Source organism: Pseudomonas aylmerensis (assembly GCF_001702265.1).
GTDB classification, from domain to species: Bacteria; Pseudomonadota; Gammaproteobacteria; order Pseudomonadales; family Pseudomonadaceae; genus Aquipseudomonas; species Aquipseudomonas aylmerensis.
This window is the reverse complement of sequence record NZ_MAUE01000010.1, coordinates 178,894-191,697: the sequence shown is the minus strand read 5'-3', so window position 1 is coordinate 191,697 and position 12,804 is coordinate 178,894. Positions and strand designations below refer to the sequence as shown.

General features: G+C 63.1%; 14 protein-coding genes. 13 read left to right on the top strand and 1 reads right to left on the bottom strand.

Annotation, left to right across the window (positions count from 1 at the left end; all coding sequences use genetic code 11):
- Positions 1-31 precede the first annotated feature (31 nt).
- Genes BBG20_RS07025 through BBG20_RS06990 form a run of 8 tightly spaced genes read left to right on the top strand, consistent with a single transcriptional unit; the run spans position 32 to position 5,995 of the window.
- Positions 32-787, top strand: a complete 756-nt coding sequence (locus BBG20_RS07025) for a heme ABC transporter permease (protein WP_065901645.1) — start codon at positions 32-34, stop codon at positions 785-787.
- On the top strand, positions 784-960 hold the full coding sequence (gene ccmD / locus BBG20_RS07020) for a heme exporter protein CcmD (RefSeq protein WP_003172771.1): 177 nt from the start codon (positions 784-786) through the stop codon (positions 958-960). Before BBG20_RS07025 ends, ccmD begins: the two co-directional genes overlap by 4 nt.
- Entirely contained in the window at positions 957-1,412 is a 456-nt protein-coding gene (gene ccmE / locus BBG20_RS07015) for a cytochrome c maturation protein CcmE (RefSeq protein ID WP_065901643.1), read from the top strand. Before ccmD ends, ccmE begins: the two co-directional genes overlap by 4 nt.
- A 3-nt stretch (positions 1,413-1,415) precedes the next feature.
- Positions 1,416-3,404 (top strand): heme lyase CcmF/NrfE family subunit, encoded by a 1,989-nt coding sequence (locus tag BBG20_RS07010; RefSeq protein ID WP_065901642.1) that lies wholly within the window; start codon positions 1,416-1,418, stop codon positions 3,402-3,404.
- Positions 3,401-3,937, top strand: a complete 537-nt coding sequence (locus BBG20_RS07005; protein WP_016972113.1) for a DsbE family thiol:disulfide interchange protein — start codon at positions 3,401-3,403, stop codon at positions 3,935-3,937. The genes BBG20_RS07010 and BBG20_RS07005 overlap by 4 nt, the downstream gene beginning before the upstream one ends.
- Positions 3,934-4,407: a cytochrome c-type biogenesis protein gene (locus BBG20_RS07000; protein ID WP_065901641.1), complete on the top strand. Its 474-nt coding sequence runs from the start codon at positions 3,934-3,936 to the stop codon at positions 4,405-4,407. Before BBG20_RS07005 ends, BBG20_RS07000 begins: the two co-directional genes overlap by 4 nt.
- Positions 4,400-5,584, top strand: coding sequence for a c-type cytochrome biogenesis protein CcmI (ccmI, locus tag BBG20_RS06995; protein ID WP_065901639.1), 1,185 nt, complete (start codon positions 4,400-4,402; stop codon positions 5,582-5,584). Before BBG20_RS07000 ends, ccmI begins: the two co-directional genes overlap by 8 nt.
- A gap of 15 nt (positions 5,585-5,599) precedes the next feature.
- A complete protein-coding gene (locus BBG20_RS06990; RefSeq protein WP_065901637.1) occupies positions 5,600-5,995 on the top strand; it encodes a hypothetical protein in 396 nt (131 codons plus the stop codon).
- A 291-nt stretch (positions 5,996-6,286) separates the two neighbouring features.
- Here BBG20_RS06990 and BBG20_RS06985 read toward each other — a convergent pair whose 3' ends face one another.
- Complete coding sequence (locus BBG20_RS06985; RefSeq protein ID WP_065901636.1) at positions 6,287-7,492, bottom strand: MFS transporter; 1,206 nt, start codon at positions 7,490-7,492, stop codon at positions 6,287-6,289.
- A 110-nt stretch (positions 7,493-7,602) separates the two neighbouring features.
- Between BBG20_RS06985 and BBG20_RS06980 the strand changes: the two genes are divergently transcribed.
- From BBG20_RS06980 to phnF, 5 genes are all read left to right on the top strand, one after another.
- Positions 7,603-8,505 (top strand): LysR family transcriptional regulator, encoded by a 903-nt coding sequence (locus tag BBG20_RS06980; protein ID WP_065901635.1) that lies wholly within the window; start codon positions 7,603-7,605, stop codon positions 8,503-8,505.
- A 751-nt stretch (positions 8,506-9,256) separates the two neighbouring features.
- On the top strand, positions 9,257-10,090 hold the full coding sequence (phnC, locus tag BBG20_RS06975) for a phosphonate ABC transporter ATP-binding protein (RefSeq protein WP_065901634.1): 834 nt from the start codon (positions 9,257-9,259) through the stop codon (positions 10,088-10,090).
- 32 nt (positions 10,091-10,122) lie between these two features.
- Entirely contained in the window at positions 10,123-11,124 is a 1,002-nt protein-coding gene (gene phnD / locus BBG20_RS06970) for a phosphonate ABC transporter substrate-binding protein (RefSeq protein WP_065901633.1), read from the top strand.
- 148 nt (positions 11,125-11,272) lie between these two features.
- Positions 11,273-12,055: a phosphonate ABC transporter, permease protein PhnE gene (phnE, locus tag BBG20_RS06965; protein WP_058427920.1), complete on the top strand. Its 783-nt coding sequence runs from the start codon at positions 11,273-11,275 to the stop codon at positions 12,053-12,055.
- 36 nt (positions 12,056-12,091) lie between these two features.
- Positions 12,092-12,796 (top strand): phosphonate metabolism transcriptional regulator PhnF, encoded by a 705-nt coding sequence (gene phnF, locus BBG20_RS06960; protein ID WP_162946071.1) that lies wholly within the window; start codon positions 12,092-12,094, stop codon positions 12,794-12,796.
- Positions 12,797-12,804 lie beyond the last annotated feature (8 nt).

Here is a 12,804-nt window from a genome sequence, read left to right as displayed (position 1 = left end):
ATGACGGGAGGCCACCGTGATGGAAACAGCAATGAACTGGACCTGGTTTCACAAGCTCGGCTCGCCCAAATGGTTCTACGGCATCAGCGGCAAGCTGCTGCCGTGGTTGAGCGTCTTCGCCGTATTGCTGATCGGCATCGGCCTGGTCTGGGGCCTGGCCTTCGCGCCGCCGGACTACCAGCAAGGCAACAGCTTTCGCATCATTTATATCCACGTGCCCGCCGCGATGCTTGCCCAGTCCTGCTACGTGATGCTGGCCGTGTGCGGCGTCGTCGGCCTGGTGTGGAAGATGAAACTTGCGGATGTGGCCCTGCAATGCGCCGCGCCCATCGGCGCGTGGATGACCGCCGTGGCGCTGGTGACCGGCGCAATCTGGGGCAAACCCACCTGGGGCTCGTGGTGGGTGTGGGATGCGCGACTAACGTCGATGTTGATCCTGCTGTTCCTGTACTTCGGTCTGATTGCCCTGGGCAACGCGATCAGCAATCGTGACAGCGCCGCCAAGGCCTGCGCGGTGCTGGCGATTGTCGGCGTGATCAACATCCCGATCATCAAGTACTCGGTGGAGTGGTGGAACACCCTGCACCAGGGCGCCACCTTCACCCTCACCGAAAAACCGGCCATGCCGGTGGAGATGTGGGCGCCGCTGCTGCTGATGGTGCTGGGGTTCTACTGTTTCTTCGGCACCGTGCTGTTGCTGCGCATGCGCCTTGAAGTGCTCAAGCGTGAAGCCCGCACCAGTTGGGTCAAGGCCGAAGTGCAAACCAGCCTGGGAGCGCGTGGATGAGCTTTGCATCGTTCAGTGATTTTCTCGCCATGGGCCATCACGGCCTGTATGTCTGGACGGCCTATGGCATCTGCCTGGCGGTGCTGGCCCTCAACGTCGCCGCGCCGATCCTGGCCCGCAAGCGTTACCTGCAACAAGAGGCGCGTCGTCTGCGCCGGGAGACCGAAAAGTGAATCCGCTGCGTAGAAAGCGTCTGTTGATCATCCTTGCCATCCTGGCCGGCGTCGGCATTGCCGTGACCCTGGCTCTGAGCGCCCTGCAGCAGAACATCAACCTGTTCTATACCCCGACCCAGATCGCCAATGGCGAAGCGCCGGTGGACACGCGCATTCGCGCCGGCGGCATGGTCGAGAAGGGCTCGCTCAAGCGTTCCGGAGATTCCCTCGACGTGACCTTCGTGGTCACCGACTTCAACAAGGCCGTGACCATCACCTACCGTGGCATCCTCCCGGACCTGTTCCGCGAAGGCCAGGGCATCGTCGCCCTGGGCAAGCTCAACGCCGAGGGCGTGGTGGTGGCCGATGAAGTGCTGGCCAAGCACGATGAGAAATACATGCCGCCCGAGGTCACCAAGGCCCTCAAGGACAGCGGTCAACCCGCGCCAACCCCCGCCAAGGAGGGCTAAGTGATGACGTCCGCACTGTTTATTCCGGAGCTGGGCCAACTGGCGATGATCCTCGCCCTGTGCTTTGCCATCGTCCAGGCCGTGGTGCCATTGCTCGGCGCCTGGCGCGGTGACCGCCTGTGGATGAGCCTGGCGCAACCGGCGGCCTGGGGGCAGTTTGCCTTTTTGCTGTTCGCGTTCGGTTGCCTGACCTATGCGTTCATGACCGACGACTTTTCCGTCGCCTATGTGGCGAACAACTCCAACAGCGCGCTGCCTTGGTACTACAAGTTCAGCGCCGTGTGGGGTGCCCACGAAGGCTCGTTGCTGTTGTGGGCGTTGATCCTCGGCGGCTGGACCTTCGCGGTGTCGGTGTTCTCGCGCCAACTGCCGCAAGTCATGCTGGCGCGCGTACTGGCAGTGATGGGCATGATCAGCATCGGCTTCCTGCTGTTCCTGATCATGACGTCCAACCCGTTCAGCCGCATCCTGCCGCAGATCCCGGTGGACGGGCATGACCTCAACCCATTGCTGCAGGACATTGGCCTGATCGTGCACCCGCCGATGCTCTACATGGGTTACGTGGGGTTTTCGGTGGCCTTCGCGTTCGCCATCGCCGCCTTGCTCGGCGGGCGCCTCGATGCCGCCTGGGCGCGCTGGTCGCGGCCGTGGACCATCGTCGCCTGGGCCTTCCTCGGAATTGGCATCACCTTGGGCTCATGGTGGGCCTACTACGAACTCGGCTGGGGCGGCTGGTGGTTCTGGGACCCGGTGGAAAACGCCTCGTTCATGCCATGGCTGGTCGGCACCGCGCTGATTCACTCGCTGGCCGTCACCGAAAAACGCGGCGTGTTCAAGAGCTGGACCGTGCTGCTGGCCATCGCGGCATTTTCCCTCAGCCTGCTTGGCACTTTCCTCGTGCGTTCGGGCGTGCTGACGTCGGTGCACGCGTTTGCGTCCGACCCTGAGCGCGGCGTGTTCATCCTGATCTTCCTGCTGTTCGTGGTCGGCGGCTCGCTGACGCTGTTTGCTTTGCGTGCCCCGGTGGTCAAGAGCCAGGTCGGCTTCAACCTGTGGTCGCGCGAAACCCTGTTGCTGGGCAATAACCTGGTACTGGTGGTGGCCGCGTCGATGATCCTGCTCGGCACCTTGTATCCGCTGGTGCTGGACGCGTTGAGCGGTGCCAAGTTGTCCGTGGGCCCGCCGTACTTCAACGCGTTGTTCATTCCGTTGATGGGCCTGTTGATGGTGGTGATGGCCGTCGGCGTGCTGGTGCGCTGGAAAGACACTCCGGTGAAATGGCTGGCGGGCATGCTGATGCCGGTACTGCTCGGCAGTGTGGCCCTGGCAGTGATCGCCGGTATTGCCTACGGCGACTTCAACTGGGCGGTACTTGCGACCTTCCTGCTCGCCGCCTGGGTATTGCTCGCCGGTGCGCGTGACATCGTCGACAAGACCCGCCACAAAGGCTTGATCAAAGGCTTGCCGACATTGACCCGCAGCTACTGGGGCATGCAGGTCGCGCACATCGGCATCGCCGTGTGCGCGCTCGGCGTGGTGCTGTCCAGCCAGAACAGCGCCGAGCGCGACCTGCGCCTGGCGCCGGGCGAGTCCATGGACCTCGCCGGTTACCACTTCATCTTCGAAGGCGCCAAGCACTTCGAAGGGCCGAACTTCACGTCGGACAAAGGCACGGTGCGCGTCGTCCGTAACGGCAAGGAAGTGGCGGTGCTGCACCCGGAAAAACGCCTGTACACCGTGCAGAGTTCGATGATGACCGAAGCCGGTATCGACGCCGGTTTCACCCGCGATCTCTACGTGGCGTTGGGTGAACCGCTGGGTGATGGCGCCTGGGCGGTGCGAGTGCACGTGAAACCATTTGTACGCTGGATCTGGTTCGGCGGTTTGCTCACCGGTTTTGGTGGTTTGCTGGCCGCGTTGGATCGGCGTTATCGGGTCAAGGTCAAGAGCCGGGTGCGTGAAGCCCTCGGTCTGCAGGGAGCGGCGGCATGAAGCGTTGGTTGATGGTTTTACCGCTGGCGGCCTTCCTGGTGGTGGCCGTGTTCCTGTATCGCGGCTTGTACCTGGACCCGGCCGAGCTGCCCTCGGCGATGATCGGCAAACAGTTCCCGGCCTTCAGCCTGCCGACGGTGCAGGGCGACAAGACCCTGACCCAGGCTGACCTGCTGGGCAAACCGGCGCTGGTCAACGTGTGGGGTACCTGGTGCATCTCGTGCCGTGTCGAACACCCGGTGCTGAACAAGCTGGCCGAGAAAGGCGTGGTGATCTACGGCATCAACTACAAGGACGACAATGCGGCGGCCTTGAAGTGGCTGGCGGAGTTTCACAACCCGTACCAGCTGGATATCCGCGATGAAGACGGCAACCTCGGTTTGAACCTTGGCGTGTACGGCGCTCCGGAAACCTTTTTCATCGATGCCAAGGGCGTGATCCGCGACAAGTACGTCGGCGTGATCGACGAGGTGGTCTGGCGTGAACAACTCGCCGCCAAGTACCAGGCGCTGGTCGATGAGGCCAAGCCATGAAGCGCCTGTTAGCGGCTGCCGTCCTGGCGCTGGGCTTGGCCGGCGTGGCCCACGCGGCCATCGATACTTACGAATTCGCCAAGGACGGTGACCGCGAACGTTTTCGCGAGCTGACCAAGGAACTGCGCTGCCCCAAGTGCCAGAACCAGGACATCGCCGACTCCAACGCACCGATCGCCGCCGACTTGCGCAAGGAGATCTTCCGCATGCTGGGGGAGGGCAAGGACAACCAGCAGATCATCGACTTCATGGTCGACCGCTACGGTGATTTCGTGCGCTACAAACCGGCCCTTACCGGCAAGACCGCGTTGCTGTGGTTTGGCCCCGCCGGGCTGCTGCTGGCTGGCGTGGTGGTGATGGCCGTGATCGTGCGCCGCCGCCGCGCTGCGCCGACCGATGGCTCCGATGCGCTGTCCCCTGAAGAGCGTAAACGTCTCGACCAATTGCTGGACACCAAGACTGATGATTGATTTCTGGCTCGCAGCCGGCTTGCTGCTTCTGATTGCCCTGAGTTTTCTGTTGATTCCGGTACTGCGCGGCCGCCGCGCCCAACGTGAAGAGGATCGCACCGCGCTGAACGTGGCGCTGTACCAGGAACGCGTCGCCGAGCTGCAGGTGCAGCAGGACGAAGGCGTGCTCAACGCCGCGCAACTCGACACCGGCCGCGCCGAAGCCGCCCGCGAGTTGCTGGCCGACACCGAAGGCGTGGAAAAACCGCGTGAATCGCGCCTGGGCAAGCCACTGCCATTGTTGGCGGCATTTTTGGTGCCTGTCCTCGGCGTTGCGCTGTACCTGCATTATGGCGCCAGCGACAAGGTCGAGCTGACCCGCGAATTCTCCCAGCCGCCGGTGTCCATGGAAGACATGACCCGCCGCCTGGAACGTGCCGCCGCTGCCCAGCCGGACTCGCCGGAAGGCCTGTACTTCCTCGGTCGCGCGTACATGGCCCAGGATCGCGCCGCCGATGCCGCGAAGGTCTTCGAGCGCACCGTGGCCTTGGCCGGGCGCCAGCCGGAACTGCTCGGCCAGTGGGCCCAGGCGCAGTACTTCGCCGACAACAAACAGTGGTCGCCCAAGGTCCAGGCGCTGACGGACGAAGCCTTGAAGCTCGACCCGAAGGAAGTCACCAGCCTTGGCCTGCTCGGGATCGCGGCCTTTGAAGGCCAGCGTTATCAAGAGGCAATCGACTACTGGAATCGTCTGTTGGCGCAACTGCCACCGCAAGACAATTCCCGTGCGGCGTTGCAAGGCGGTATTGATCGGGCAGCGGAGAAACTCAAGGAAAGCGGCGGTACCGTCGCGCAGAAAACCGGGATGAAAGTCCGCGTGGACCTGGCTGCCGAGGTGAAAGCCAAAGCCCTGCCAACCGACACCGTGTTCATTTTTGCTCGCGCCGTCAGTGGCCCGCCGGCGCCGTTGGCCGCCAAGCGCGTCACCGTCGCCGACCTGCCGATCACCGTCGAACTGGGCGATGCGGACGCGATGATGCCGCAGTTGAAACTGTCCAACTTCCCCGAAGTCCAACTGGTTGCGCGCATATCCCGGGCAGGTCTTCCAACTGCTGGCGAGTGGATCGGCCGCAGCCAACCCTTGGCCAGCACCACCACTGCCCTGCAGCAGCTGACCATCGACAGTCCGGACCAGTAAATCGAGGAAACGCCTATGACCGCATTTGCACGCATCACCTTGCTCAGCCTGGTATTGGGCCTGAGCGCTTGTGCGGTCCACCGCCCACCTCCCGCGCCGACCGGCCCGACCATCCCACCGTCGGGCCCGTCGACCCAGCCGAGCACCAAACCATCCGGCCCGGTGACCCCGCCGCCGAAACCCGTGCCCACCTCATCGCCAACCTTCGCCCCACCGCCCGGCGCCGCCAGCCACTGGGACGGCAAGATGCAGGTGTATGTGCTGGAAGAGCAGCCCGACACCTTCTACCGCCAGCGCACGTATTACCGCTGGAGCAACGGCTGGAGCCGCTCCATCAGCCCGAACGGGCCATGGGAAGAAACCAATGTCCAGGGCGTGCCGCCGGGATTGAGCAAGCAGTACGCGCAGTGACAAACAGGCGACCTTTGAAAGGTCGCCTTTTTTATGCCTGACTTGAAGTGCAGTCGCCTGTGGAAGCCGGGCTTGCCCGCGATGGCGGTGTGTCAGGTGCCGAATCAATTGCAGCTATACCGCCATCGCAGGCAAGCCAGCTCCCACATTTGATCTGCGTACACCCAGGAGCCCAAGCCATACCCGGATCCCCTGTGGGAGCGGGCTTGCCCGCGATGGCGGACTGGCAGTTGATGCAGTGGGTGCCTGATCTACCGCAATCGCAGGCAAGCCAGCTCCCCCATTCGAGCTTCATTCGTTCTGGAGTTTGAGCGAACGCTCGAAGCCACCGAGCCAGTGAATCAACCCGGCCAACACGCCCAGCACCACCCCGAACTCCACAATCCCCATCCACCCAAACTGTGCCATCAACCACCCACTCACCGTCGCCCCAATCGCCCCACCCACAAACGTCGCGGTCATGTACAAACTATTGATCCGCCCCTGCGCCTTCGGGTCTACCGCAAACGCCCGCGTCTGATTCGCCACCAACCCCGCCTGCACGCCGATATCCAGCACGATCACGCCCACCACCAGCAAAACCAGCGACGTCTGCGCACCGGCCAGCAACAGGTACGCCAAGGTCACAATGCCCACGCTGGCGCCGATCACCTTGCGACAGCCGACCTTGTCCGCCGCCCGACCACCGTACGAGGCGGCGAATGCGCCCATCGCGCCGATAATCCCGAAACCACCGGCCCAGGCACTGCCCAGCTGCCACGGCCCATTGGCCAGCAACCCCGCCAGATTCACCCAAAACGCGTTGAAGCACGCCCACAACAACGCCTGCACCATCATCGATTGCCGAATTGGGCTGTTATCGCGCATCAGCGGCCAGAGCGAAGCCAGCAGGTGCGGGTAGGAAAGATTGCTGCTCGGCACGCCCGGCGGCAGCAGCTTGGCCGCGATAAACCACACCGGGATCATGAATGCCGCCTCAAGCGCATACACCGCGCGCCAGCCATAGGCCTCGCCGACCACGCCGCTGATCGTGCGCCCGAGCAAAATCCCCAGCATGATTCCGCTGACCACCGTGCCCACGTTGCGCCCGCGCTCATGCGGCGGCGACATCACCGCCGCGAACGGCACCAGTTGCTGTGGCACGCAACACACCATTCCCAGGCCAAACGAGGCACCGATCAGCGCCCAGATACTCGGCGCAACGGCCGCCGCCAAGGCAAAACAAAACGCCAGTGCGATTTGGCCCAGCACCAACTTGCGCCGATCGAAGCGGTCGCCCATCGGCAGCAACAGGGCCAGCCCGGTGGCAAATCCCAGCAAGGCCGCGCCCGCCACCAGGTTGACCGTCGACACGGGGACGCGCATGTCCGAGGCAATCAACGGCAGCACCGGCTGCGTGCAATAAATATTGGTCACCACCGCCCCGGCGATCACCGCCATCATGATGATCTTGCCTCGCGGCGGGGAACTCTCGGACGTTATCGGCAGGCTGCTCACGGCACTTTCCTTTTGTTGCAGGGGGTTGAGTGAGCAACCTTACGCAGTCGCATTTGTGTCGATAATCCCCTAGGATCGGGAATCATCCTTCCAAAATTTGATAGGGCGTCATGAACCGTCTTGAGTCGATGTCGGTGTTTGTTGCAGTGGTCGACGCGGGCAGCCTGTCGGCGGCCGCACGCAAGTTGGACATGCCGCTGGCGTCCGTCAGCCGCAAAGTCGCGGAACTCGAAGCCCACTTGAAGTCCCGGCTGCTGCACCGCACCACGCGGCAGTTGTCGCTGACGGACGTGGGCGCGTCTTATCTGGCCGCGTGCCGGCGAATTCTTGAGGACATTGGTGAAGCAGAGCGGGCGGCGACCGGTGAATATGCGGAGCCCAAGGGCGAGTTGGTGGTGACCGCGCCCATCGTGTTCGGGCGCCTGCATATTGTGCCGGTGGTGGCGGAGTTTCTCGCGCAGTACCCCGAAATCAGCATCAACCTGATGCTCACCGACCGCGTGGTGCACTTGATGGAAGAACAGTGCGACGTGGCCGTGCGCATTGGTGACCTGCCGGACAGTTCGCTCAAGGCCGTGCAGGTCGGCACGGTGCGGCGGGTGGTGTGTGCCAGTCCCGAATACCTGCAAACCCATGGCCTGCCGGCCACGCCGCAGGCGCTGGCAGACCATAACTGCATTACTTTCGAAGTGCTGGCCTCGGTGGGCGCCTGGGTGTTTGGTGCGGGTAAAGCGCAACAGACCGTGCCAGTGCATTCGCGGCTGTCGGTGAACACCGCGGAAGCGGCAATCACGGCGGCGACACTGGATGTTGGTGTGATTCGGGTGCTGTCGTATCAAGTGGCGGATGCAGTGCAAAAGGGTGATTTGCAGGTGGTGCTGCAGCCGTTCGAATCGGCCGCGTTGCCCATCAACCTGGTGCATAAAGGCCAGGCACCATTGCCGCTGAAAGTGCGCGCATTCCTGGATTTCGTCACCCCGCGACTGCGCGCGCGTGACGCCAATATTCCCTGATGCACACGGAGCAAATGTGGGAGCTGGCTTGCCTGCGATAGCAGTGTGTCAGCCATAAATCTGCCAACTGACCCACCGCCATCGCAGGCAAGCCAGCTCCCACATAGATCGCCTCAGCCATCAGGCCACGGGGCACTCCCGATTCAGCGCTTGATCTACCAACAACTGCGCAATCGCAACCCTCTGCACCACATCCGCGACCAAGCAGAAGGGTGGCGAGCTATACGCAGGTTGGTCGACCAGGGAATGGAAACCCGGCAGGGCCTGAGCCCTCCCACGCACAGCTCGCCACAACGCGAACACAATAATGCCGCTTACGCGGCACTGTGCGCCATTCTAACCCAGGCGACCAAGCCTGATCGCTGAGATGAGCAGCGACTGCGAGAGGCCAACGGTGCGTTATAGCAACCGCAACCCACACGGGTTGTAGGACAGTTCCTAGAAGCAGCGGACAGGTTGTGGCGAGCAGGCTTGCCCTGCGTTGGGCTGCGAAGCGGCCCTGAAGCCTGACGACGCGTTCTGCCTGAATAAACGCGGTGGTCTTATTGGGGCTGCTGCCCAGCCCAGCGCAGGGCAAACCTGCTCGCCACAATAAGACCACGCAGGGTCGCATCCAACCTTTCACAAAACCTTCATCCAACCGACCCCCTGTAGTCATGTGCAAGTCATAGGGCTGACACAGCCCAGGCCTACTGTCGTTTGAACTCAACCGCAGCCATCCATTGGCTGTTCAAACAAGACAGAGAAGCCCATGACTCACGCTATCCATGTCGATCACTTGAACAAGACCTTTGCGAAGAAATCCGCATTGGTCGACCTCGAACTCACCATTGCCGCCGGTGAGATGGTCGCGCTGATTGGCGCTTCCGGTTCCGGCAAGTCCACCTTGTTGCGCCACCTGGCGGGCCTGGCCTGTTGCGACAAGAGCAACGGCGGCAGCGTCAAGGTGCTGGGCCGGGAGGTGCAGGCCAGTGGACGGTTGAACGGCAAGGTACGGCGGTTGCGCGCGGACATCGGCTACATCTTCCAGCAGTTCAACCTGGTCAATCGCCTGAGCGTGCTCGACAACGTGCTGCTCGGTTGCCTGGGCCGCATGCCGCGCTGGCGCGGCAACCTCGGGTTGTTCAATGCCGAGGAGAAGGCCTTTGCGCTCGAGTCCCTGGCGCGTGTGGGCCTGGCCGACCTGGCTGCGCAACGCGCGTCCACCTTGTCCGGCGGCCAGCAGCAACGCGTGGCGATTGCCCGGGCATTGACCCAGCGTGCCGAGGTGATTCTTGCCGATGAACCGATCGCCTCGCTCGATCCGGAGTCGGCGCGCAAGGTCATGGAGATCCTCGCCGACATCAACCGCCGCGACGGCAAGACCGTCGTCGTGACCCTGCATCAAGTCGATTACGCCATGCGTTATTGCCCCCGCGCCGTGGCGCTCAAAGGCGGGCGCATTCACTTCGACGGGCAGGGCAGCGCGATGAGCAGCCAGTTCCTGAATGATTTGTACGGTGCCGACGTCGACACCAGCCTGATGTTTTCCGACCAGACCCGCCGCACCGAGGTGACCCCTCGGCTGGCCCTGGCGCGCGCTTGAAACCCTACTCACGACCCACAGGAATCCCGTCCATGTTGAACCGTATCGGCCACGTGTTTCTGTCTGCCGCGTTACTGGCGAGTGCCGCGATGGGCAATGCCTACGCGGCGGACAAAGCCATCAACTTCGGCATCATGTCCACCGAGTCTTCGCAGAACCTCAAGAGCATCTGGCAGCCCTTCCTGGATGACATGCACAAGAAGACCGGCCTGACCATCAACGCCACCTTCGCCTCCGACTACGCCGGCCTGATCCAGGGCATGCGGTTCAACAAGGTCGACGTGGCCTGGCTCGGCAACAAGGCCGCGATGGAAGCGGTGGACCGCTCCAACGGCGAGATCTTCGCCCAGACCGCCGCCGCCAACGGCGCCGCCGGTTACTGGAGCGTGCTGATCGTGCGCAAGGACAGCCCGATCAACAACGTCGACGACATGCTCAAGAACGCCAAGAACCTGACCTTCGGCAACGGTGATCCGAACTCGACCTCGGGCTACCTGGTGCCGGGCTACTACGTGTTCGCCAAGAACCACGTCGATGCCGCCACCGCCTTCAAGCGCACGCTGAACTCCAGCCATGAAGTCAACGCGCTGAGCGTGGCCAAGGGGCAGTTGGACGTCGCCACCTTCAACACCGAAAGCTGGGACCGTCTGGAAGTCACCCAGCCGGACAAGGCCGCGATGCTCAAGGTGATCTGGAAGTCGCCGCTGATCCCGGCCGACCCGATGGTGTGGAGCAAGGCGCTGAGCGACAGCGAGAAGACCAAGATCCGCGATTTCTTCGCCCACTACGGCGACACCGATGAAGAGAAGGCGGTGCTGAAGAACATGCAACTGGGCAAGTTCCTCGCCTCCAACGACGACCAACTGTTGCCGATCCGCCAGCTGGAGCTGTTCAAGCAGCGCACCACGATCAGCGCTGACGACCACCTCGAAGCGGCTGACAAGGCCAAGAAGCTGGCGGACATCGACGCCGACCTGGCCAAGTTGCAGCAGCGCATCAGCGAGCTGGACAAGAAAACCGCAGCCAACGGCTAACCCCCTGTAGGAACCGGGCTCTAGGTGGGAGCGGGCTTGCTCGCGAATACGGTGTGTCATTCAACGCATCCGGCGACTGATTCTCAGCATTCGCGAGCAAGCCCGCTCCCACATTAAGCAGGTTCCAACCATATACCGAGAGTGACCCATGACGACTTTGCACGCTGAAGCGGTTGGCAAAAGGACCTGGCCGCAGTACCTCGGCTGGGGCCTGTTCCTGGTCCTGCTGGCCTGGGCCTGGCACGGCGCGGAAATGAACCCGCTGGCGCTGTACCGCGACTCCGGAAACATGGCGACCTTCGCCGCGGACTTTTTTCCGCCGGATTTCCACGAATGGCGCTCCTACCTCAAGGAGATGATCGTCACCGTGCAAATCGCCCTCTGGGGCACGGTGTTGGCCATCGTCTGCTCAGTGCCGCTGGGCATCCTGTGTGCCGACAACATCACCCCCTGGTGGGTCCACCAGCCGCTGCGCCGGGTCATGGATGCCTTCCGCTCGATCAATGAAATGGTGTTCGCGATGTTGTTCGTGGTTGCCGTCGGCCTCGGTCCCTTCGCCGGTGTCCTGGCCCTGTGGATCAGCACCACCGGCGTACTCGCCAAGCTGTTTGCCGAAGCCGTCGAGGCCATCGACCCGGGCCCGGTGGAAGGCGTGCGGGCCACTGGCGCGAGTGCTTTGCAGGAAGTCATCTACGGCGTGATCCCGCAGGTCATGCCGCTGTGGGTGAGCTACGCGTTGTACCGCTTCGAAGCCAACGTGCGGTCGGCCACGGTGGTGGGCATGGTCGGTGCCGGCGGGATCGGCGTGATCCTCTGGGAAAACATCCGCGCCTTCCAGTTCGTACAAACCTGCGCGGTGCTGCTGGTGATCATCGTGGTGGTGAGCCTGATCGACGTGCTGTCCCAACGCCTGCGCAAGCAGTTCATCTGACCTTGGAGGGGTGCCCGCGCGGCGCTTTTTTTAAGCATGCAGTTGTCTAGACAAGAAGAGCCGGTGTACCGCGAACTCGCGGATATCCTGCGCCGTGAACTGAGCAGCTACCAAGCCGGCGACTTCCTCCCCGGCGAGGTGCACATGGCCGAACGCTTCGGCGTCAACCGCCACACCCTGCGCCGCGCCATCGATGAGCTGGTGTTCGAGGGCAGCCTGTTGCGCCGCCAGGGCAAGGGCACCCAGGTGCTCGACCGGCCGCTGATCTACTCGATGGGCGCCGAGACCTCCTACAGCCAATCCTTGTCGGCCCAGGGTGTCGGTGTCGAGGCGGTGCTGCTCAAGCGCCGCTACTGCTACGCCAGCCGCGAGGAAGCCGGGCACCTGGGCATCGCCGAAATGGCGCCGATGATCGAGCTGCAAACCCTGCGCAAACTCGACCACCAGCCCGTCAGCCTGATCCGCCATCGCTACTGCGCCAGCCGCGCGCCGTTGCTGGCCGACTACACCGGCGGCTCGTTGCGCCAGTACCTGCGTGAGCGTGACCTGCCGCTGACGCGCACCCAGAGCCTGATCGGTGCGCGCTTGCCCAACCGTGATGAAGCCGCGCTGCTGCTGATGCCCCGGCATTTGCCGGCCCTCACCGTGTTTACCCTTTCCTGCGATCGCGACGGCCGCCCGGTGGAGCTGGCGCAGTCCACCAGCCGTTCGGATCGCTTCCAGTACCAAGTGGTGACTTGATGGAGACC